The following is a 22,290-nucleotide window of genomic DNA, read 5'->3' as shown; positions in this document are numbered from 1 at the left end:
AGGAACTGCGACACGCTATACGCGTAATTATATGATATTTTGAATCCGGGAAAGCCCCTTCGTGGAATCGGGCCGCACATTGGCCACCTTGTCGCTTTCCGTAATCGTCATATAATTCTCAAAAAGACCAACAAGGCCAGATTTCAGGGGACGCCATGCGAGTAACATACTTTTCCATTGCGGCAATGCTTGTCATTGCTGCCACGGGCGCGCTCGCCCAACCGACACATAGCTCAAGCAGCTACAGGCCTGTTCCAAATGGCGCGGAGATATCGGCGGGCGGCGAGACGGTCCGAGCCGTGTTTTATGCGCCGGGCACTGTGCGCATCCTGAAATGGACCAAAGATGGCACCGATCAGAAGCGCAGCCTCTCCGCGGTGCAGACCACACTGCCGAAGCTGAAGCTTTCTTTTGCCGAGAAGGAAAGCGCTGTCGTCATCACCTCTCCCAACCTGCGCGTAGAGATCAAAAAGACGGATGGCAGTGTTTCCTTCACCGCGCCGGATGGGCATGTGCTGCTCGCCGAACAAAGCGCCGCCAGCTTCGCCCCGACCGGTCTGCCACAAGAGCCGAAAGCCTTCAGCATTAAACAGGCTTTCACGCTTTCCCCGGAAGAAGGCATTTACGGCCTTGGCCAGCATCAGGATGGCGCGTTCGATTATCGCGGCAAGACGGTGAAACTTGTTCAGGCCAATACCGCCGCCGTCACCCCGATGCTGGTATCCTCCGCGGGCTATGGTCTTTTCTGGGATAATTATTCCAAGACCGTCTTTTCCGATGACGCCAAGGGCGCATCGCTATGGTCGGAAGTCGCCGACAATGTCGACTATTACTTTTTCGCCGGCCCATCCATCGATGCGACCATTAAAAGCTATCGCAAACTGACGGGCGAAGCACCGCTTTATGGCAAATGGGCTTATGGCTATTGGCAGAGCAAGGAGCATTATCACACCCAGGCGGAAATCCTGGGCGTCGCCAAGAAATATCGCGAACTGAAGATTCCGGTCGACGCCATCGTGCAGGATTGGAATTACTGGAAAGGCCTGGAAAATTGGGGTTCCACGGTTTGGGACAGCGAACGCTATCCCGATCCCAAGGCCATGTATGACGAGCTGCACGCCAAAAACTTCCACGTCATGACGACGATCTGGGAAGCGCTAGGCCCGGCCTCCGACATTCACAAAGAGATGGATAAGCACGGCTGGCTTTATTCGCCCGTCGGCTGGGCGGGTTTCAAATATTATGATGCCTACAACCCCGCCGCCAACGATCTCTTCTGGAAGTACCTCAACAAGAACATCTTCGGCATCGGCAATGATGCCTGGTGGATGGATTCGACTGAACCGGACATCGTAAACGCCCTCACAAAGGACTCACACGAATATGAGATGAAGAAGGTGGAGGATAACCACCTCGGCTCCTTCGCCCGCTATCTCAACCCCTATTCGCTGGTGGTGACGGAAAGCGTCTATAACAATCAGCGCAAGACAACCGACGATAAGCGCGTCTATATTCTTACCCGTTCGACCTTTGCGGGCCAGCAACGGGCGGCAGCCACCACTTGGTCCGGTGATATCGGCGCAAGCTGGGGCGTTTACGCGGCGCAGATTCCGGCAGGCCTAAACCACTCCATGGCGGGCATTCCCTATTGGACCTTCGACATCGGTGCCTATTCGCTCGGCTGCCAAGGCGGCGTGTTTTCAAACGGCGGCAAAGATCCGGCGTATCAGGAACTTTATACCCGCATGTTCCAGTTCGGGACCTTTGCGCCGATCTTCAGAAGCCATGGCTCCGAGACGCCGCGCGAGATTTGGGAGTTCGGTGAATACTCTCCCGTGCTCGAGAAGTTCGACAATCTGCGCTACCGCCTGTTGCCTTATATCTATTCGGTGGCGTGGCAGATCACCCATGACGGCTATTCCATCATGCGCGGCCTGCCGATGGATTTCCCGGCCGATAAAAAGACCTATGGCATCTCGGACCAGTTCCTCTTCGGGCCCTCGCTGATGGCGGCGCCGGTGACAACACCGATGTATCATCGCGAACCGGAACAGAGCATCATCGTGGGCTCGGAAAACTTCCGCACTGCGGATGGCAAGCCCGGCCTGAAAGCCACATATTTCTGCGACGATCACTGGGGCAAGGTCTGCCACGAAGCCATCGAACCGACCGTAGACCTCTTCTGGTACACCGGCTGGCCGAGCTTCATCAAAGACCCGCATTTCTCCATGCGTTGGGAAGGCAAGCTGGTGGTCGCAAAATCCGGCACCTATCGCTTTGATCTGCGCAGCTTCGGGCCGAAGAAAGTCTATCTCGATGGCAAGGAGATCACGCACAATTACGACTCCATGGGGTCCTGGACGGTGCCGCTGACCTTGGAAGCTGGTAAGCAATACGACTTTAAATTCGAAACTTCGAACGCCGTGCTCGGCGCCTTCCGCGCGCAAGTCTATTGGAAGACGCCGGATATTCACGCGCGCGATGCAGCGCCCCTGCCCGCCAACACACCCAAAACCCGCGACGTCTATCTGCCGGCGGGCACGTCCTGGATCGATTTCTGGACAGGCAAGGGCATGACGGGCGGCCAGACCATCACCGCAGATGCGCCAATCGAAACCATGCCGTTGATGGTGCGCGCGGGCTCCATCGTGCCGATGGGACCGTACCTGCAATACGCCACGGAAAAGAAAGCCGATCCCATCGAGCTGCGCATCTATCCCGGCACGGACGGGCACTTCACCCTATATGAAGACCAGGACGAAACCTACGCCTATGAGAAAGGCGTCTATGCCACCATCAGCTTTACCTGGAACGACAAGGCCCGCACGCTCACCATCGCGGACCGCAAGGGGAAATTCCCCGGCATGCTGGAGAAGCGCAATTTCAAACTCGTGCTGGTAAGCCAAGGCCGCGGCACGGGCGTGGAAATCACCGCGAATGCCGACAAGACTGTCAGCTACGACGGCAAGAAGCAGGTCATCACACTGAAGTAAGGCTTAAGCCTGCGCGTTTGGAAAAATCATCCGGACGCGCAGGCCGCCCCCTTCACGATCTTCAAACAGAAGCTTTCCCGACGCGGCCTTTACCACCTCAGCCACAATCGCAAGCCCTAAACCGAAGCCACGTTCGTTGAGATTGCGTGCGCTATCCAGCCGGTAGAATGGCTCCAGCACCGCCGCTCGTTCTCCAAGCGGGATTCCGGGACCGCGATCTTCCACGACGATGTGAATTTCATCGCCATTGGCGGCGGCTGCCAAATGCGCCTCATGACCATATTTCAGAGCGTTTGAAACGAGATTTCCAATCGCGCGCTCAATGCCAGCGGCCCGCACCCATAGATGGTCAGCCGGAACATCATAAGATGCCCCCTCGCCGAAGCGTTCTGCGATTTTTGGCAGCAACGCGGCCAAATCAATCGCCCCATCGGCCTGCCCGTCATGCTCGAGTTTTGCGAGCGCAATGGTTTCCTGCATCAAGGCCTGCATATCCTCGATATCGCTTATGGCCTTTTCACGCTGGCTGTTGTCACCGATATATTCCACCCTGAGCCGCAGCCGCGTTAGATATGTTCCGAGATCGTGACCCACCGCGGTGATGATCCGCGTACGTCCTTTGACGAGTTCGCCGATATTGGCCTGCAAGCGGTTGAAGGCGGCAATCAACTGGCGCAGCTCCAGTGAGCCTTTTTCGGGAAGCAAGGAGACTTCCAGCCGCGTGCCGAATTTCTCCACCGCGGCGCCGAGGCGCTCCAGAGGTTTCAACTGGCGGCGAATGACCCAGAGCGCGATCAATCCGATCACGATGGTAACGCCGAGCGCGAGAAAGCCGAGCTTTAACCCGGTGAAGCGCTCCGACAATGGCCGCCGCGCCTCGATCATCAAGAGTTTGCCATTATGAAGCCCGAGCAGGATACGAACAGGACGCGTTGCGCGCACTTGGTCGTCGCGAAGTTCGATATCTGGCGCGGCGCTGTCCTGCTCAAGCTCCGCCATCACGCTGACAGGCCGATCTCCAACCGCGCGTTGATAGCGGCGCAAGGCCAACACGATGCCGGGCATCGGACGTCCGCCTGCCGATTGCGGCGGCTGTTCCAATACCTGCAGCTTGGTATAGGGCGTGCTGATTGCGGTAATGGCCAAATCCCAATGTTGCTGCGGTGTCGTTTCGATCAGCTCCGCCATCGCCGCAACCTGGGCCGGACGCGGTAAGACGACGCCAAAGGCACGCGCCGGACGTTGCGCGACAATGAAGGCGAGCAACAGCACCGAGAGCAGCAAGGTCAAGGTGACGCCTAAGATAAGAGCCAAGCGCAAGCTGAGGCGCATCTCAAACCTTCCCGGCTGGAACGGCCAGCATATAACCGGCATTGCGGATCGTCTTGATCAGGACCGGATGCGCCGGATCGGTTTCGATCTTTTTGCGAAGCCGCGACAAAGCCACATCGATAGAACGATCGAAGACGTCCCAGCTTCGCCCCTTGGTCAAATCCATCAACTGATCGCGCGACAGAACTTTCATCGGATGCTCGACCAACACACTGAGCAGATCGAAATCGCCGGTGGAAAGTTCGATTTCCTCCGCGCCCCGAAAGAGGCGATGCGCATCGAGATCGAGCGTGAAATCTCCGAACCACATCCGCCGTGACACCTGAATAGATGGACCAATCGCCGCCGGAACGGCACGCCGAAGCACCGCTCGAATGCGGGCGATCAGCTCGCGCGGGTTAAAGGGCTTGGCGACATAATCGTCGGCGCCGACTTCAAGCCCGATGATGCGGTCGATGTCGTCGCCTTTGGCGGTTACCATGATCACCGGCACATTGGAATTCGCCCGCAAGCGGCGGCAGATCGAAAGTCCATCCTCCCCGGGCAGCATGAGATCAAGCAGGATCAGATCGGGAACCGCTTCTAACAAAACCGCATCCATAGCCGCGCCGGTGGCAGCAATGCGGGCGTGAAAGCCTTCCCGCGTCAGCAGCGCCTCCACAAGGCTCGAAATCTCGCGGTCGTCCTCGACGATCAGGATGGTTTGGCTCATGGCACAGTTTTGCGGCTCACCCGCCCCTGAGGCAAGCCCGGTTACAAAGCGTTACACGGCGTTTCGGTCGCGAAATCCTGGCGATACGGGTGCAGGCCACACTGCCTTTCATCGGAGCGCCCTCACTGACCAGAAGGATTTCCCCATGAAAAAGCTTCTTTCCACCGCCTTTGTCGCCCTGATTGCTACAACCGCTTTCGCCGCCACATTGGATAGCGCTGTAGCGCGCAGCTTCCATCGCACCAGCTGGGCCCAAGGCAGCCAAGGCCGCGGCTTTGTCAAAAACGTCGACCGCAATTGCGGCGGCGGTGCCTGCACCGGGCACCGCTCGGTCCAGACCAACCGCGGCTATGGCTATACGGCAGATCGCACCCGGTCTTGCGCCGATGGCAGCTGCACCGGCTCGACCAAGGTGACCGGCAACAATGGCCGCAGCTGGACGCATAACGGCGGTGTCAGCCGCGATGAGAATGGTTCAAGCTGGTATTCGAACACCACCGGTCCGAATGGCGGCAGCATTTCGCGTAGCGGCTCAGTCAATAGACCCCAGAACTGAGAACCGCGTGGAGCCCGGCCGCTTCGTCCCCCCCAACGGCCGGGCTCTCTTAGACTAAAGGGAATATTTCATGAAAAAACTCATTGCCGCTCTGGCCGCCTCGCTTGTGCTCTCCGGCTGCATGATGGCGGCGCGGCGGGTTGCTCATCGCGTCGAAAGCACCATTAATCCGCCCGCGATACAAACAAGCGGGGCTTCCGTCCCAAAAGCGGTCAACGATAATCTGCTGGCCATCGTCAAAAGCGGTGTGTCCGGCGTCACAGCGATTGTGATGAAGGACGGCAAACAGCTTTATCGCGTCGATATCGGCAAAATCGATGCCTCCACTCAATACGATATCGCCTCTGCCAGCAAATGGATGACGGCCGCGCTGGTGATGACGGTGGTGGATGAAGGCAAGCTCTCGCTGGATGAGCCCATCTCGAAAGTACTGCCGGAATTTTCCGGTGAGAAAAGCACCATCACCTTGCGCATGCTGCTCGCACAAACCGCAGGCACTGGCTCTTTGCGCAAAGGCCATATCGATATCAGCCAAGACCCGCGCATCACCCTGGCCGAGAGCGCGGCGGAAGTCGCCAAACGTCCGCTCGCCCATCCGCCCGGTGCCGTGTTCGAATATGGCGGCCCCGGATTTCAGGTGGCAGGCGCGATGGTGGAAAAAGTCACCGGCAAGCGCTGGGCCGATCTATTCAATGAGCGCATCGCGATACCGCTCGGCATGACCTCTACGCGTTGGGAACATCCCCGCCGTGGCGCCCGCGTAGCCGCCAGCGAAACCCTGAACCCGCTTCTGCAAGGCGGCGTGGTGACCACAGCGGATGACTATATGAAGTTTCTCACCATGCTGGCCGCGAACGGGCGTTTCAAGGATCACCAGATCCTCTCGCCACAAGCCATAGCCGCGATGGAAACCGCGCAGACGCTCGGGCTTGAACGCGGTTTCATGCCCCCCGGCGTCAGCGAAGGCGCGCAATATGGCTTAGGCAATTGGTGCGAGCGCTGGGACGCGGATAAACACTGCACCCTCGTCTCCAGCCCTGGCGCTTTCGGCACACTGCCCTTTATCGACCGCAAAAGCGGTATCTATGGTGTCTTCTTCTTGAAAGACTTCCTGGTGCGGGTCGGACCGCGGCTGCGCGAGGCACGCCAAGCGATCCTTGCCGAATATTAGACCACCCGGAGCGCTGCCGTTTTGCCCTTACGCTTTTTCAGCCACATCACTGTGCCTGTGATCGTGAAGAGCAGCGGTAGCAGCCCGGAAATGCACACCAGCGCGCGCCACACCGGTCCCCAGCCACGGCCATCATGCAAGATGCGCTGCCAGGAGACGAAATCCGCAGGCTTATTGCGCCAGCCCGCGATCCTCTTGGCATAGGGATCGACAAACGCAATGGTTGCGGGATCGCCCTGCAACGTCACGCGCAAGGTCTCGTCGGGCTTGCCGGGAAAGCTGATGGTGGCGAGCTGCGCCCCCGGGATTTCCTTCTTCACCAGCGTGATCGCAGCATCCGCACCGATGGGATCGACGCCCTCAACTGGCTGCACCACAGGCCCGCGGCGCAAATCGAAGGCAGGCTTCTCGGCCACAAAGGTGGCGCGCGACGTGGCAGGGAATGAAATCACCACGCCCGAAAAGGTGACGATCACAAACACCACCCAAAACCAGATGCCCGCCGCCCCGTGCAGATCGCGGTGAAAGAGATAGCCCTTGGCGTGTTTGCGAATGCCGAAGGCGTATTTCCAGGCGCCGCGCCGCGGCCACCACAGATAGATCCCGCTGAGGCCCAGAAGCAGCATGCCCGCGCCGAACCAGCCCACCACTTGGCGCCCGTCCGGGCCCAGCATCAGATTGGCATGAAGCTGATGCAGCGTGGCGAAGAAGGGATTGAGCTTAGTATCGCGCACATCCAGCACTTTGCCGGACACAGGATCGAGATAGACATAGGTGTAATTCTTGCGGCCACCGTCGCCATCCATGCCTGCTTTGGGCCCGCGCATCTCGCCACGGGCTTTATGCCCGTGCTTGCCACCCTCAACCTTCCGCATAAAGACGGCAGCAGCCTCGCCCTGCTCCTTGGGGAAAACCAGGGTGACGTTATCGGTCTTGCCGGGCACCGCGGCTTTGCCTGCCGCGATCAAAGCATCGGCGGAGAGCATCGCCCCCTGGCTCTCGGCCCGCGGCAAGGGCTTCTGGCCCAGCGCGATCAGCTCTTTCTGATAGACCAGAAGCGCCCCCGTCACCCCCAGCACAACAAAGACAATACCTAAAATCAGCCCCGTCCAAAGATGGGCCTGAAACAAAACCTTGCGAAACATAATCCCCTAAACCTCCGCCCAGCGGCGCAACAAATTATGATAGACCCCGGTTAGCCGCACCGCCTCTTCGCTTTCGCCCGATTTAGCGCGCAAAGACTGAATGGCCGTGTCCAGATCAAACAGAGTGGCGCGAGCTTCTCCGTCGCGCACCATGGACTGAATCCAGAAAAAGGAACACCAGCGGCTGCCGCGCGTGACGGCCTCGACCCGATGGCGGCTGGTGGCCGGATATAGCACCATATCGCCCGCCGAGAACTTCACGCGCTGCTCACCATAGGTATCTTCGATGACAAGTTCACCGCCGTCATAATCTTCCGGCGCGGTTAAGAACAGTGTGCCGGAAAGATCGGTCCGCACGCGCAGATTGACGCCTGGCACCGGGCGGATCGCATTATCGATATGGGTGCCGAAATGCATCCCCTCATCGTAGCGATTGAACAGCGGCGGATACACGCGCAGCGGCAAGGCCGCCGAAGTGAACGCCGGATTGGTGCCGAGCCGCCGCAAGATGATCTCGCCCAATTCGCGCGCGGCCTCGGAATTCTGCGGGATTTGCAGATTCTGTTTGGCCTCGCGCGATTGCGCCCCCGCCGTCACCTTGCCATCCACCCAGGACGCCGCTTCCAGCACCGTTCGGCAGTGAGCCACCTCTTCGGACAAAAGAACCTCTGGGATGCGGATCAGCATGTCAGCCCCATTAATAGGCGGTGGAGACGGAGAACATGAAGGTGCGCGATGGCGCGGGCGTGGCGCGATTGGAAAAGCTCTGCGCGTAATTCAGCCGGTCCGTGGCATTGATCACGTTGAGCCCCAGCCGCCAGTTCTGCACCTCATAGGCCGCGAAAAGATCGAGCTGGATTGTCTCGGGAATTTTCACGATGCGATACGGCACCTGGGTTGCAGGCGCCGCCACAGACGCGCTCGCAGGCGTGAAAGCATTATAGAGCGCGCTTTGATAAAAGAGCCCGCCGCCCGCCTCCATCCCAAAAGGAAATTTATACGAGGTCCACAGCGTCGCCGCGTTCTTGGGGGTGTAGGTGATCTGGCGCCCAATCGCGATGCTATTGCGCACCGGCGAACCCGTGGCAATGCCGGTTGGACAAATCACACCGGTAATGATGCTGCCCGCTGGCGGCGCCGCGATGCAGTTCACATAGGAATCGCGCGTCTTGGTGTCGAGGAAGGTATAGGAGGCGGTGAAACTCCAATCCGGAAGCAGCTTTCCTGAAAGCCCAAGCTCGATGCCTTGCGCGCGCTGGCGCTCTCCGGACTGGCTGAGAACATCGCCGGTGGAGGAATCCACCTTTGTCGCGTTCTGCTTGTTCACCACAAAGAGCGAGCCCGTCAGCATGAAATCTTCCAGCCCCAGCTTCGCGAGGCCCAGCTTGGCGCCCAGCTCCATGGTTTCGGCGACTTCGGGCTTCAGATCCGCCGTGGTGGCGGCGATGCCTGTGCCTGCGCCAACGATAGAGGTGCCTTGCGGCGTGTTGGAACGGCCAAAGGTGAAGTAGAAAGTTTGATCCTCGGACGGTTCAAACACCAGGCTGCCGCGCGGGCTGAAGAACTCGCTTTTTGCGGAAAGCGCTGCCGTCGCCGACGACGTCGTGGGCGAACCGATGGTCTGCGTGGCATAGCTGGAATCATAATGATCCCAACGCAGATTGCCGATCACCGACCAATGCGGCGTGAACCACAGCCGCTCCACCGCGAACAGCGCCACATCGGTGGCATCGCCGCTGGCATAAAGATTGGTCGACGGGGACGCGGTGGTGAGCGCAGGCAGCGCGCCATTCAGCGTCGGCAAATAGACGCTATATCCCGCAGGCGGCGTATGCACCGGATTGAGCAGGCTCACGCCGATATTGGTACGTGAGGCCGAGCCATTGCCGAGGAGGTAATTGAAGGCGCCTTTCGCCGGCAGCGTATAGGCATAGAAAGTGCGCTTGTTGCGCTGATAGGAAACGTCCACCCCGAATATGGTCTGGCTGCGCAGGCCCAAAAGATCGTAATCGGCTTTCGCGCTGGCGATATCCTGAATGCCCCAAGCGGCTTGGCGATAAGGCCCGCCGCCGCCTATGCCGCCATAGGCCGTAGCCGGGTTGATCGCCATATTGGTGGCGCAGGTGTTGGTCGCGGCGGTTTCATCGCAGCGGTCCACCGTGGTGTATTGGAAATAGCGCGAATAGATGCCGATACGGGTATCGTTCGCCAGCGTCAGCCCGTCCGAAAGCTTAGTCTTGAATTTGGCGGTCAGAATATCTGCCGTGGTGCTGTCGCGATCCCTGTCATAGCCCAGGAAATTAGAGCGCGGGATGCCCTTCTCTGTCACCGGCTTGGCAATGCGCGTTATGGGATCTACCGAGACCGGCAGGCCGTAATCGGGAATGGCGTCGCTTTGCTGATGCAGCGCCGAGAGGCTGAAGGTGGTATTCGTCCCAATACCGAAGGCGATGCTCGGCGCCACGCCCCAGCGATGCGAATAGACCACATCGCGCCCTTCCACACCGGTCCAATTGCCCATCACATTCAGGCGTACCGCGGCGGTATCGCTGAGCGCGAGGTTGAGATCCGCCGTGCCGCGCAGATATTTATCACCGCCGATCACTTGCGCGCTGATATGATCGCCCGCTTCGGGCGTTTTTGAGACGATGTTGATCGCCCCGCCGGTCGTGCCGCGCCCGAACAATGCGCCGGACGGACCTTTCAGGACCTCGATTTCCTGATCGTTGAAGCTGTCGCGCGAATAGACACCGAAATCGCGCAAGCCATCGAGATAGACGTCGTCCTTGGCATCGAAGCCGCGAATCTTGAACTGATCGCCCGCCAGCGCACCGCCTTCACCGATAGCAATTGTGATGCCTGGGACGTTGCGCAGCGCCTGCTCCAGCGAGCCCACCTTCTGCTGCTCCAGGATTTCTTTCGAGATGACCTGGATGGCCTGCGGCGTATCCTGGATTGAGGTTGGAAGGGCTTGCAGCTCAGTGCCGCTGGCTTTGCCGTCCACCCGCACGGTTTCAACGGACATGGTCTCGGCGGTTGCGGGGCCGATGAGGCCGCACAAGGCAAACAGAACGTTCCAGGATGATTTAGACATGTTCCCCTCAGCATCCTGGCTGGCTAAAGGAGGAACCTCCGTGGCTGGCTTGGATAAAAATAGACTTGATCAGTAAGCAGACTATTTGGTCAGGATCAGCTTGCCTGCTGCGGTAAGCTTCAACCTATATTCCTCGCGACCATGCACCAGGATCACCTCACGAGCCCCTTTCAGCACCATCTGAGCACTGAGACGCGGGGGTTCTGGCTTGGTCCGCGGAAGCGGCGCCTGGTTCATTTTGCCCTCTTGAATTGCAATTCAGTCGCAATAGCTGCGAGAGGAAACTATAGAATTAGTTGAATGTCAACATGACGCACACGCCAGTTATCCCAGGGAAACTCGGGGTTTTTCGCCCGGAACCCGCCGGGAAGCGGCCCGTTAGTCCCGGTCCCCCTGCCGAGGCAGCCGTTAGCAATGATCAACTCCCCTTTTCCGAAATCTACGGCACGCATCGCCGGTCACCCAATCCACCCCATGCTGGTGCCGGTGCCTATTGTCTGCTTCGTGGCGACGCTTCTGACCGACATCGCCTATGCCAATTCCTATGAGCCGCAATGGGCGAACATGTCGTCGTGGTTTCTCGCCATCGGGTTGTTGGTTTCCGCTTTCGTGGTCATCACCGGTCTCACCGATTTTGCAGGCGAGCGCCGCATCCGTTCTCTGCGCAAGGCTTGGATTCACGGCATCGGCAATGGCATCGCCCTCCTCGTCGCGATCTGGAATGCCTTTGTGCATACCCATGACGGTTACACCGGCGTGGTGCCCACGGGGATCACGCTGTCGGCCATTGTGGTTCTGATCCTGCTCGTCACCGGTTGGAATGGCTGGGCGATGGTTTATCGCCATGGCGTAGGCGTGGCACCGGAACAGCTAGACCGTCGCCATGAAGGAGAAACCCGGTGAAGCCTCGCGCCCTCTTGTTATGCGCGGCGGCCGCGGTCGCCCTTTCCGCCTGCGGGCCAGAACCTGCGAAGAATCCCAAAGAGCAGACCGGGCCACATCCGAAATTACCCGAGCCGCATCAGTACCTCTTTCCGCCTATGCGCGTGCCGAGCCATGAGGCATGGGGTAACGCCAGCCCGCATGTGCCGCGGGGTTTCAAGATCCAGGCGCTGGGCAAGGATTTCAACAATCCGCGTACGGTTTATACCCTGCCCAATGGCGACATTCTGGTGGTGGAATCCGATGGGCCCAAAGAGCCGATCTTCCGCCCTAAGACAATTGTTGTGAAATGGATTGAAGCCAGCGCCCATTCCGCCAATCCTGCAGGCAACCGGATTCTTTTATTGCGGGATACCAATGGCGACGGCATTCCCGACCTGCGTACCGTCTTTATCGATCACCTAGTCCATCCCTTTGGCGTCGTTCTGGTGGGCAATGATCTCTACGTCGCTAACACAGATTCCGTGATGCGCTTCGCCTATTACGAGGGCGACACATATATATCCGGGCCTGGCACCAAGCTGACCGACCTGCCCGGCGGCCCTATCGATCACCATTGGACCAAATCGCTGACCGCCAGCCCGGATGGCACCAAGCTCTATGCCGGTGTCGGCTCCAACAGCAATGTGATGGAAAACGGTCTGGAGGCAGAGAAGGACCGCGCCGCCATTTGGGAGATTGATCGCCAAACCGGCGCCCGCCGCCTTTATGCCACCGGAATACGCAACCCCAACGGGCTGCAATTCGAACCCACCACAAAAACGCTATGGGCTGTGGTTAACGAGCGCGACGAACTAGGCCCCGACCTCGTGCCGGACTATTTCACCTCTATCAAAGATGGCGGCTTTTATGGCTGGCCCTACTCCTACTGGGGTCAGCATGTTGATCCCCGCGTACGGCCACAGCGCCCCGACCTCGTCGCGAAAGCCATCGAGCCTGACTATTCGCTGAGTTCACACGTCGCGCCGCTCGGTATGGTTTTCAATACCGGCAATGCCTTCCCCGCGCGCTTTAAGGGTGGGGCTTTTATCGGCGAGCATGGAAGTTGGGATCGAAGCCCCTACAATGGTTATCGCGTCGTCTTTGTACCGTTCGTCAACGGCCGTCCCAACGGCCAGCCAGAGAATATTGTCACCGGCTTTATCGATGGAGACGTGGCGCACGGACGGCCCGTAGGACTAGCGCTGGATAAGAACGGCGCGCTGCTTATCGCTGACGATCTCGGTGGGGCTGTATGGCGGGTGAGCGCAACACGCTGAACCACTAGCTCCAAGCAGACACAGTGATCTGTAAGCGATGCCGCGAACCGAAACCAGAGAGATATCCTGCTGCTGAATTTCAGCGTTATTTTATAATCAGTCTAAGTCCAGCCTATACAACCGCGCGAAAAATTAATCCTATTGCGCGATAGCGCATCGGCAAGGTTTCAAATGCCGTACCAAATTTGTACGTATTCTTGATACAATTCCAATCCAGACACGGAATACAATGAACTGCGCCAGCACTGACACGGACCAGTTTCTTTGCGCCACCTGCACTAACCGACAATCGGCAACAGAGAGCGATTGTCCTGCGCGTTGGTTCTTCCTGCACTTCGCCGACAAATGGACGCTGCCTGTTCTAGGATTACTGAACAACGGTCCGCTGAGATTTTCACAATTTCGCAAGTCTCTCACTCCCATTTCGGAACGCATGCTGATCTTGGCGCTGAAGAAACTGGAGCGTTTCAGCCTGATTGAGCGCGAGGAATCCAACACGACAGCAGCCCAGGCAGCCTACCGCCTAACCCCAGAGGGTCGCTCTTTGTTAGAACATATGGGGGATTTATACCTCTGGATGCGATTGCATGAAACCGACATCCTGGCCGCCATGACCGCCGATACCGAAAGTAAGCAGGACCGAAAGAACAGCAGCAATCGAAGGTGATCTGGCCTAGGCTTTGTGGTCCATGCTTTCGCGAATATAAAGCATCACGTTTTGGCGCAGCGGCCAGCTCAAGAGCTTGCGAACTGCGGGGCGCGAGGAGAGGCCGAGAGCGGTAAGCTCATAATATATTTGGCTATGTGTTCCGCAGCGCTTCACGAAGCCGATGCGGATCAACTTTTTGAGAGTGGAATCGAGCATCTTCGGCGATATCGGTTGCAGGTCTTCGCGTAATTGCGAAAAACGCTTAGGCCCAAGCGACAGCGCACTCAAAACTGGCACTGACCAGCGGTCCCCTAATTGCCGAAGCAGCCAATGAGCAGGACAATGCCCGAAAACAGAACGCGGCGTGCGAGAGCCCTTTTGCTCAGCAACGGAGGCAGTATCTCGATCCATACGGCTCATCTAGCACGCTTGGTGACGCTATTTGCGAATTTATAGAACGCGCTGACCTTTTAGCGCGGATCAACCGGCTGAGCATCCAGTGGCGATTTCTTTGCCTCACCAGTCCGCCGAGAAACACCGTCCAGCATGGATTGTCGCTTTCCCGACAACTCGCCAAATAGCGCCGGCTGCACCCGATCCGTATCAAGATGGTTCTCTCGAAAAAACCAATGAATTGGGACGTCAAGGGTTTGAGAGATTTCGTAAAGCCTTGAAGCAGAAATTCTTGTCAGGCCTTTTTCGTATTTTCGAAGCTGCTGATAGGTGACGCCAAGCTTGCTCGCGAGTTCGCCCGCTTCCATTTCCTGCGCCAATCGCCATTTGCGGAGCTTCAGTCCGATTTCGCGATCAACCTCGTTAGGCTTCTTAGGCAATCGCGTGTTCATGGCACCGCTTGACCAAAGGTTTCGTCCTTATTCTTCGTTTCGGGGCGCCGGTCGGCTTAGCCAGGATCGGTTTGCCCGAATAGCAAATTCGAATCTCATTAGAACATAGACAATATTACTAAACACCAATCTCGTATGAAAACGAACAATCTCGTTAGCGAGGACGTGCGGAATGTCGCGCAGCTCCGCAGCTTTCCAAAATGTACGTGCCGCGTATTCCGGTCGCGGGATGTCGGATCCGTGAACATCGCGCGGCATTATTGCGGCCTATTTGAGGACTACGGACATACAGGATTCCAAATTACGCATTTGTTCGTGACAATCTGTCCTGTGTATTTTTGAATAAAAATGCTTCCACCGAAATTTCCGGTTTCTACGGCTTAAGCCGCAATTGAACGCTACGCGTCTACCTTGCGCCCAGATTTGGAATTCGCGTGCCGGAGGAGGCCGGAATGACGGATGGGACTAAGACGATAGCGGACGCAGGCGTTCTTAAGATCACAGGACCGGGCGATATCCGCGAAATTGCTGCCCTCCATGGCCGCCTGAACGATGCCTTGGCGCAACACCATAGTCTGGTGCTCGACCTGGATGGGCTGGAAAATCCTGACATTACCTTTGTGCAGCTTATCGAGGCCGGCCGCCGCCAAGCCATATGCACGGGGAAATCGTTGTCTCTATCCCATCGCGCGAACGGCGAACTAGAGACACTTTTGGAGCGCGGCGGATTTCTCACCGAGATTTCAAGTCGCAGCTTCTGGCTGATGGAGAACACGCCGTGATTTCCGTGCTTGCTGTCGACGACTCCGCCTCCATCCGCCAGGCGGTAAAAATCGCCCTCCATCCCGATTGTGAGGTAACCGGTGCCACCGATGGTGCGGATGCACTGGCCCTCGCCAGAGAGCGCCAATTCGATCTCGTCATCACCGATCTCAATATGCCCGTGATGGATGGGCTCACGATGATCCGTGAGCTGCGCAAACTACCAGCCTATGCCGGCATCCCCATCCTGTTTCTCACCACGGAAGATTCCGGTGAGGTGAAACAGCAAGCCAAGGCAGCAGGTGCGACCGGCTGGCTCACCAAACCATTCGCCGCCGACCAGCTTTCCAGGGTCGTCAAAAAGGTGCTCGCACGATGAGCCATTCCGATCCCCAAGATATCTTTCGCGCCGAATCCCAGGAATTACTGGAACAGCTTGAACAAGGCCTGCTCGACCTTGAAAACCGTCCCCAAGACGGCGAAATCGTCGCCAAGGTATTCCGCGCCCTGCATACCCTGAAAGGCTCAGGGGCGATGTTCGGCTACGAGGCCCTCGCCTCCTTCACCCATCACCTCGAAACCGCTTTTGACCGCGTCCGCAAAAATGAAGTGCCTGCAACCCCCGCGCTGATCGCCGCCGTATTGGATGCGCTGGATCATATGCGCGCGCTCGCCCGACACCCTGCGGCGGAGGCTGATGGCGGCGAAGAACTCCTCAACGAATTGCGCCAGGCGATGGCCCTGGAAACTGCGGTGCCCCCCACCGCCCCTTCCCAGCACGCCTGGCGCATCTACTTTTCTTTGCCGCCAGATTGTTTGATCAACGGCACTAGACCATTGGCCCTGCTCGACGAGCTGCGAGCCCTCGGCGATGCCAAGATTGTTGCTGATACCAGCGGCATTCCCAATCTCGCCGATCTTTCCCCGAACCAGTGCCACATCGCTTGGACGGTAGAGCTTACGACCTCAGAACCTCGTTCAGTAATTGAAGAGGTCTTTCTCTTCGTTATCGACGACATGGTGCTCAAAATCGAAGAGCTTACCGCCGAAGAAGAGCCGCAGGCCCCTATATATAATGTAGAGGGCGCTCCGGTGGCCGACAGCGCCCCGCCCCAGGAACCCGCCGCCGAAAAATTCGAAACCCGCATCACCCTCGCGGGCGAAACCGTGCGCGTGCCAGCCAGCCGCCTCGACGAACTGCTGGACCAGGTTGGCGAGCTGATGATCGCACAGTCCCGCCTGAAGCAGGTTGCGAACGCCACTACGGATTCGAGTCTGCGGTCCGTAGCCGAGGAGATCGAGCGCCTCGCCTCCGTCTTGCGCGATTCGATGATGTTCGTTCGCATGGTACCGATTAGCCAGCTCTTCGGTCGCTTCCGCCGTCTCATCCATGATTTGGCACGCGAGACGGGCAAGGAGATCGAATTCAGCACAGATGGCGGTACGACTGAGCTCGATAAGACCGTCATTGAGCGCCTGGCCGATCCCTTGATCCATCTCATCCGCAACGCGGCCGACCACGGCCTTGAAAGCACCGAAGAACGCATAGCTGCCGGCAAACCGGAAAAAGGGCAAATCCACCTTTCCGCCCGCCAAGCCGGAACCGAAGTGGTCATCACCGTCAGCGATGACGGGCGCGGCATTGACCGCGCGCGGGTGAAGGCCAAGGCCGAGGAAAACCACCTCATCCCGCCAGGGGCCGTGCTGAGCGACCACGACATCTATCAGCTCATCTTCAAACCCGGGTTTTCCACGGCGGCGAAGATTTCCAGCCTTTCGGGCCGCGGCGTGGGCATGGACGTGGTCAAACGCACGATCGACTCTTTGCGCGGCACCATCGAACTGACATCGATCCCCGCGGCAGGGTCATCGGTCGACCTGCGCCTGCCCCTGACGCTCGCCATCATCGAAGGGCTTCTGGTGCGGGTTGGCGAGGGCCGATATGTCATTCCCCTTTCCTGTGTCGAGGAATGCATTGAGCTCTTGCCCGAGCAGGATCAGCGATCCACCGGGCGCAGCTTCATCACCTTGCGCAATAGCCTGGTGCCCTTCCTGCGTCTCAGGGAAATGTTTGCGACCGGCACAGATCCAGATCGCTACCAGAAAATCGTCGTCATTTCGACCGGCTCCGAACGCGTCGGGCTCGTGGTGGACCAGATCATTGGCCACCACCAGACCGTCATCAAGCCGCTATCGCGCTTCCATGCAAAAGCCGAGAGCTTTTCCGGCGCCACTATCCTTGGCGATGGCTGTGTCGCGCTGATCCTCGACGTCATGCATCTGGTCGCCCTCGGCCAGAAACAGGAGGGGCAGCTTAGCGCTGCCGTCTGATCTATGAGCGAAGTAGAAGCGGGCACCGACAGCCCAATGGAAGTCGTGACCTTCGACATGCAGGGCGAAACATTCGCCATCGAAGCCAGCCTTGTGCGGGAAATCGTCGACCACATGCAGGAAACCGTGGTGCCTGGCGCACCCGCTATGGTCGCAGGCCTTGCCAATTTTCGCGGGCGCGTAATCCCTCTCGCCGATCTTCATCGCGAATTCGGCTTTGATATCGCACGCCAGACCGCGGATAGCCGCGTCATCGTCATCGAACTCGATCTTGACGGCGAGACCACGCTCATCGGCATCAAGGCCGATAAGGTCCATGAAGTCACGCTGCTCGAAGCCGTAAATTCCGAAGCCCCGCCGCGCGTTGGAATGCGCTGGCAGGCAGACCTCATCCGCTGCATCGCAAAGCGGGACAACGATTTCATCATTGTGCCCAATCTCGAACGAATCTTCGCGCTCGGCTGCGATATGGCTATCGCACAAAACTAATCATCGCTGCTCGGGAGGGCATTATGCGTTTTACCATCAAAGCGAAAATGGGCCTGGCATTTGGCCTGATCGGCTTGTCCCTTGTGGCGGCTTCGGTCATTGCGATTTCCAGTCTAAACGGCATGAATGCTGAGACTGAAATGCTGGTGAACGGCCCAATGGCGCGGCTTTCCACGGCCAAAGAGGTGAAGGCTGACCTCTACAATGTTATTCGCAACGAGAAGAACGTCATTCTCGCGGTGGATCCGCAGACCCGCCAGTCGTTCGAGGGCACCCTTACCGCCGCAATGTCCAAGCTCGACAGCGATATGGCCCATGGCGATCAGATCGCCAGCAGCAAGGGTAAGGAGATTTACGCGGGGCTCTTAAGCCAGCTTCAGGAATTCAAGTCGTTCGACCGGCGCATGCGCGATCTTGCCCAAGCCGGAAAAATCGACGAGGCCCGCGCGCTCTCGCTCGGCGAGGCTCGCAAGCTCGGCACCGAGATGATCTCCAGAACCGATGCTCTGACGGAACTCGGCACGACAAACGTGAACCTTGCCGTCGAGAAGGCCGCGGAAACTTATGCTAACACGCGCAACGAACTTATCGGAGTGGTAATCGCCGCCCTCCTCGCTACCTTCGCCGCGGCCGCCTGGATCATGTGGTCCATCACCAGCGGGCTGAAGAAGGTCACGGCACAGGCCGATGCCATGGCGATCGGGAATCTCTCGAGTGCCGCCAGCTACAAGGCCGACGACGAAATCGGCGATGTCTTCGTCGCGGTGGGCCGTTTGAGCGCCAATCTCAAGAGTTCCGCCGACATCGCACATCAGATTTCCTTGGGCGATCTCTCAAAGGAGCCGACCATCCTCTCCGAACACGACGTACTTGGCAAAGCGTTGCAGGAAGTCGTCGCCGCCGAGCGCCGCATTACCACCGGGATGGAAGGTGTCGCCGCTGGCGATCTTTCCTATGAACCGAAATCGCGCTCCGAGAAGGACGTGCTCGGCGCGTCTCTCGCCAAGGTAATGGGCCGTCTGCATCGTCTCGACAACTTCGTGCAGAAGCTCTCGATCGGCGACCTCACGGTCGAGCCGGTGGTGCTGTCTGAAAAGGACACGCTGGGTAAGGCCTGTGTCGCGCTGGTCGGCACGGAGCGCCAAGTCGCTGAAGTCATGCAGCAGATCACCTTGGGTGATCTCTCCCATCAGCCCCAGCCTCGCTCCGAAATCGACAAGCTTGTCACTGCGATGAAAGGCATGGTCGCGGCACTGCAGGGCGTTGCCGATACCGCCACCAAGATCGCCTCGGGAGATCTCACGATCGAGGTCAAGCAGCAATCCGATAAGGACGCCATTGGCAAAGCCCTCGCCCTGATGGTGGAACGCCTGCGCGGTGTCGTCGGCGATGCGATTGCGGCTTCCAACAATGTTTCGGTCGGCAGTCAGGAACTCTCCTCCACCGCCGAACAGATGAGCCAGGGCGCCACCGAACAGGCGGCCTCTGCCGAAGAAGCCTCGGCCTCCATGGAACAGATGGCTGCAAATATCAAACAGAACGCCGATAACGCCAGCCAAACCGAAAAGATCTCCAAGCAATCGGCACGCGACGCGGAAGCCTCAGGTACCGCTGTGACAAAGGCGGTGGACGCCATGCGCACCATTGCCGAGAAAATCACCATCGTGCAGGAAATCGCGCGTCAGACAGATCTTCTGGCCCTGAACGCGGCGGTGGAAGCGGCACGCGCAGGCGAACACGGCAAAGGCTTCGCGGTAGTCGCTTCGGAAGTGCGCAAGCTCGCCGAACGCAGCCAGACAGCGGCAACCGAAATCAGCGGTCTTTCCAGCGATACCGTGAAAGCGGCGCAGACGGCCGGAGAAATGCTCGCCAAGCTAGTCCCAGATATCCGCAAGACAGCCGAGCTGGTAGCGGAAATCTCAGCCGCCTGCCGCGAACAGGATATCGGCGCCAGCCAAATCAATGAAGCCATTCAGCAGCTCGATAAGGTTACGCAGCAGAACGCAGCGGCGTCCGAACAGATGTCCGCGACCAGCGAGGAGCTCGCCTCGCAGGCCGAAGAGCTGCAAACCTCTATCGCCTACTTCCGCACAAACGAAAGCGCAGCCCCGCAAAAACGCGTTGCTCAGCACGGCAAGCCGCTGCCGAAAACCGGAAAAGCTGCAGCATCGCTCGCTGAACAGCAGCGTCTCGTGCGCGGCTTCGCCCTCGATATGAGCGGGCGTGACGACAAGGATGACGGTTTTAGAGAATACGCCTGAGTACAGTTTTGCGCTGATAATTTCACCTCAAGGAGGGGGTTATGCGTTTCACCATTAAACTGAAACTGGGATTGGGTTTTGGGATCACCCTGCTCCTCCTCCTGGCGTCTGCATATTTCGCCATCAGCAGCTTAGCGAGCATGAATGACAGCGTGGATGCGATGGTTGCCGGTCCTGTCGATCGGCTATCTACCGCCAAGCAAGTCCGCGCCGATTTGCTGGAACTCATCCGCAATGAGAAAAACATCATTCTCGAAACCGATCCCGGCGCACGGCGCGGGTTTGACAGCAACATCGCCAAAACGCGCGCCGCGCTCGATGCCGATATCGAGCACGGCTTGGCGATCGCATCCGAGCAAGGAAAACCCGTCTATCGCGATGTTCTCTCCAATTGGCAGCAGCTCAAACCGCTCGACGATAAGCTGCGCGGCCTCGCCCTGGAGGGAAAAACCCAAGAGGCAACGGTGATTTCGAGCAGCGAAATGCGCCAGCTGAGCAACGAGATGCTCAAAGGAACAACTCAGCTTGTCGCCTTTTCCGAAGACGCCATGAAAGAGGCGGGCAACAAGCTGGACGAAAACGAGACGCGTGCCCGCACCGTTCTGATCACCATTGTTGCGATTGCCTTTCTCCTGGCCACTGCCGCCGCCGCTTGGGTGATGATCACCGTCGGCGCGGGCCTTCGCCGGATCACGGAGGCTACCGAAACCGTCGCCAGCGGCGATCTTACCCAGACATTGCAGGTGAAGAACAACGACGAAGTGCGCGATGTCGTGGCCAAGGTCAACCAGATGGTGGAACGCCTGCGCGGTGTCGTCGGCGATGCAATTGCCGCGGCCAACAATGTCTCCGCCGGCAGTCAGGAACTCTCCGCCACCGCGGAAGAAATGAGCCAGGGCGCGACCGAGCAGTCCTCTGCCGCGGAAGAAGCCTCCGCCTCGATGGAAGAAATGGCTTCGAACATCAAACAGAATGCCGATAACGCCAGCCAAACCGAAAAAATCTCCAAACAATCGGCGCACGACGCTGAAGCTTCCGGCGCAGCGGTAAGCAAGGCTGTAGATGCCATGCGCACCATCGCCGAGAAAATCACCATTGTGCAGGAAATCGCGCGCCAGACCGATCTCCTGGCGCTCAACGCGGCGGTGGAAGCCGCCCGTGCGGGTGAACATGGCAAGGGCTTCGCGGTTGTAGCATCGGAAGTGCGCAAGCTCGCGGAGCGCAGCCAGACCGCGGCTACCGAGATCAGCACGCTTTCCAGCGATACCGTGAAAGCTGCTCAGACGGCGGGAGAAATGCTGGCCAAGCTGGTGCCGGATATCCGCAAGACCGCCGAACTCGTTTCGGAGATCTCCGCAGCCTGCCGCGAGCAGGATATCGGCGCCGCCCAGATCAACGAAGCAATCCAACAGCTCGACAAGGTCACCCAGCAAAATGCGGCGGCCTCCGAGCAGATGTCATCCACGAGCGAAGAACTCGCCTCTCAAGCGGAAGAGATGCAGGCATCCATCGCCTATTTCCGCACCAGCAATAGCACTGCCCCAGCGCAAGCCACGCGGAACCGCCCGGCCTCGCGCAGTAAAACCGATTTCAAAACGCAGAAGCCAAGCGTTGCTGAACAGCAATTACGCGTCCGCGGCTTCGCCCTCGATATGAGCGGGCGCGATGACAAGGACGACGGCTTCCGTGAATACGGCTGAAATTTCTTTGTAGGCCGCCAGACGACATTTCGTATCGAAACATTATCCC

The 22,290-nt window shown here is 58.5% G+C and carries 20 protein-coding genes; 12 read left to right on the top strand and 8 right to left on the bottom strand.

Going from position 1 to position 22,290, the window contains the following annotated elements; translation table 11 throughout:
• Positions 1-155 precede the first annotated feature (155 nt).
• On the top strand, positions 156-2,993 hold the full coding sequence (locus tag FHS83_RS14865) for a TIM-barrel domain-containing protein (RefSeq protein WP_167083722.1): 2,838 nt from the start codon (positions 156-158) through the stop codon (positions 2,991-2,993).
• Positions 2,994-2,996: 3 nt separating this feature from the next.
• On the opposite strand, the gene FHS83_RS14860 is transcribed toward FHS83_RS14865, so the two are convergent.
• Both FHS83_RS14860 and FHS83_RS14855 read right to left on the bottom strand, forming a co-directional pair.
• Positions 2,997-4,325 (bottom strand): ATP-binding protein, encoded by a 1,329-nt coding sequence (locus FHS83_RS14860; RefSeq protein ID WP_167083721.1) that lies wholly within the window; start codon positions 4,323-4,325, stop codon positions 2,997-2,999.
• A gap of 1 nt (position 4,326) precedes the next feature.
• Complete coding sequence (locus tag FHS83_RS14855; RefSeq protein ID WP_167083720.1) at positions 4,327-5,037, bottom strand: response regulator; 711 nt, start codon at positions 5,035-5,037, stop codon at positions 4,327-4,329.
• Between the two features lie 145 nt (positions 5,038-5,182).
• On the opposite strand from FHS83_RS14855, the gene FHS83_RS14850 reads away from it, so the two are divergent.
• Together FHS83_RS14850 and FHS83_RS14845 are read left to right on the top strand one after the other, a co-directional pair.
• A complete protein-coding gene (locus tag FHS83_RS14850) occupies positions 5,183-5,593 on the top strand; it encodes a hypothetical protein (RefSeq protein WP_167083719.1) in 411 nt (136 codons plus the stop codon).
• Positions 5,594-5,663: 70 nt separating this feature from the next.
• A complete protein-coding gene (locus FHS83_RS14845) occupies positions 5,664-6,764 on the top strand; it encodes a serine hydrolase domain-containing protein (RefSeq protein ID WP_167083718.1) in 1,101 nt (366 codons plus the stop codon).
• Here the strand turns inward: FHS83_RS14845 and FHS83_RS14840 are convergent.
• The 4 genes from FHS83_RS14840 to hemP form a co-directional block, all read right to left on the bottom strand.
• Positions 6,761-7,909 (bottom strand): PepSY-associated TM helix domain-containing protein, encoded by a 1,149-nt coding sequence (locus FHS83_RS14840; protein ID WP_167083717.1) that lies wholly within the window; start codon positions 7,907-7,909, stop codon positions 6,761-6,763. The genes FHS83_RS14845 and FHS83_RS14840 overlap by 4 nt on opposite strands.
• 6 nt (positions 7,910-7,915) lie before the next feature.
• Complete coding sequence (locus FHS83_RS14835; RefSeq protein WP_167083716.1) at positions 7,916-8,596, bottom strand: Fe2+-dependent dioxygenase; 681 nt, start codon at positions 8,594-8,596, stop codon at positions 7,916-7,918.
• A 10-nt stretch (positions 8,597-8,606) separates the two neighbouring features.
• Positions 8,607-11,003 (bottom strand): TonB-dependent receptor, encoded by a 2,397-nt coding sequence (locus FHS83_RS14830; RefSeq protein WP_167083715.1) that lies wholly within the window; start codon positions 11,001-11,003, stop codon positions 8,607-8,609.
• An 81-nt stretch (positions 11,004-11,084) separates the two neighbouring features.
• Positions 11,085-11,240, bottom strand: coding sequence for a hemin uptake protein HemP (hemP, locus tag FHS83_RS14825; protein WP_167083714.1), 156 nt, complete (start codon positions 11,238-11,240; stop codon positions 11,085-11,087).
• Between the two features lie 177 nt (positions 11,241-11,417).
• On the opposite strand from hemP, the gene FHS83_RS14820 reads away from it, so the two are divergent.
• The 3 genes from FHS83_RS14820 (at position 11,418) to FHS83_RS14810 (ending at position 13,871) form a co-directional block, all read left to right on the top strand.
• Entirely contained in the window at positions 11,418-11,906 is a 489-nt protein-coding gene (locus FHS83_RS14820) for a DUF2231 domain-containing protein (protein ID WP_167083713.1), read from the top strand.
• Entirely contained in the window at positions 11,903-13,204 is a 1,302-nt protein-coding gene (locus tag FHS83_RS19830; RefSeq protein WP_167083712.1) for a PQQ-dependent sugar dehydrogenase, read from the top strand. The genes FHS83_RS14820 and FHS83_RS19830 overlap by 4 nt, the downstream gene beginning before the upstream one ends.
• A 229-nt stretch (positions 13,205-13,433) precedes the next feature.
• Positions 13,434-13,871 (top strand): winged helix-turn-helix transcriptional regulator, encoded by a 438-nt coding sequence (locus FHS83_RS14810; protein ID WP_167083711.1) that lies wholly within the window; start codon positions 13,434-13,436, stop codon positions 13,869-13,871.
• 6 nt (positions 13,872-13,877) lie between these two features.
• Here FHS83_RS14810 and FHS83_RS14805 read toward each other — a convergent pair whose 3' ends face one another.
• The gene (locus FHS83_RS14805) at positions 13,878-14,273 is read right to left on the bottom strand and encodes a winged helix-turn-helix transcriptional regulator (protein ID WP_167083710.1); all 396 of its coding nucleotides are present in this window, start codon (positions 14,271-14,273) and stop codon (positions 13,878-13,880) included.
• Between the two features lie 50 nt (positions 14,274-14,323).
• On the bottom strand, positions 14,324-14,698 hold the full coding sequence (locus FHS83_RS14800; RefSeq protein WP_167083709.1) for a helix-turn-helix domain-containing protein: 375 nt from the start codon (positions 14,696-14,698) through the stop codon (positions 14,324-14,326).
• Between the two features lie 452 nt (positions 14,699-15,150).
• Here FHS83_RS14800 and FHS83_RS19525 point away from each other — a divergent pair, with 452 nt between their 5' ends.
• Genes FHS83_RS19525 through FHS83_RS14775 form a run of 6 tightly spaced genes read left to right on the top strand, consistent with a single transcriptional unit; the run spans position 15,151 to position 22,241 of the window.
• Complete coding sequence (locus FHS83_RS19525) at positions 15,151-15,480, top strand: STAS domain-containing protein (RefSeq protein WP_243846210.1); 330 nt, start codon at positions 15,151-15,153, stop codon at positions 15,478-15,480.
• Entirely contained in the window at positions 15,477-15,839 is a 363-nt protein-coding gene (locus FHS83_RS14795) for a response regulator (RefSeq protein ID WP_341801557.1), read from the top strand. Before FHS83_RS19525 ends, FHS83_RS14795 begins: the two co-directional genes overlap by 4 nt.
• On the top strand, positions 15,836-17,791 hold the full coding sequence (locus FHS83_RS14790; RefSeq protein ID WP_167083707.1) for a chemotaxis protein CheA: 1,956 nt from the start codon (positions 15,836-15,838) through the stop codon (positions 17,789-17,791). The genes FHS83_RS14795 and FHS83_RS14790 overlap by 4 nt, the downstream gene beginning before the upstream one ends.
• Positions 17,792-17,794: 3 nt before the next feature.
• On the top strand, positions 17,795-18,280 hold the full coding sequence (locus FHS83_RS14785) for a chemotaxis protein CheW (protein WP_167083706.1): 486 nt from the start codon (positions 17,795-17,797) through the stop codon (positions 18,278-18,280).
• Positions 18,281-18,303: 23 nt separating this feature from the next.
• Positions 18,304-20,541, top strand: coding sequence for a HAMP domain-containing methyl-accepting chemotaxis protein (locus FHS83_RS14780; protein WP_167083705.1), 2,238 nt, complete (start codon positions 18,304-18,306; stop codon positions 20,539-20,541).
• A gap of 41 nt (positions 20,542-20,582) precedes the next feature.
• Positions 20,583-22,241: a methyl-accepting chemotaxis protein gene (locus FHS83_RS14775; RefSeq protein ID WP_167083704.1), complete on the top strand. Its 1,659-nt coding sequence runs from the start codon at positions 20,583-20,585 to the stop codon at positions 22,239-22,241.
• The last annotated feature ends 49 nt before the right edge of the window (positions 22,242-22,290 follow it).

The organism is Rhizomicrobium palustre (assembly GCF_011761565.1).
In the GTDB taxonomy this organism is placed as follows: domain Bacteria; phylum Pseudomonadota; class Alphaproteobacteria; order Micropepsales; family Micropepsaceae; genus Rhizomicrobium; species Rhizomicrobium palustre.
This window is presented reverse-complemented; position numbering and strand designations above follow the sequence as displayed.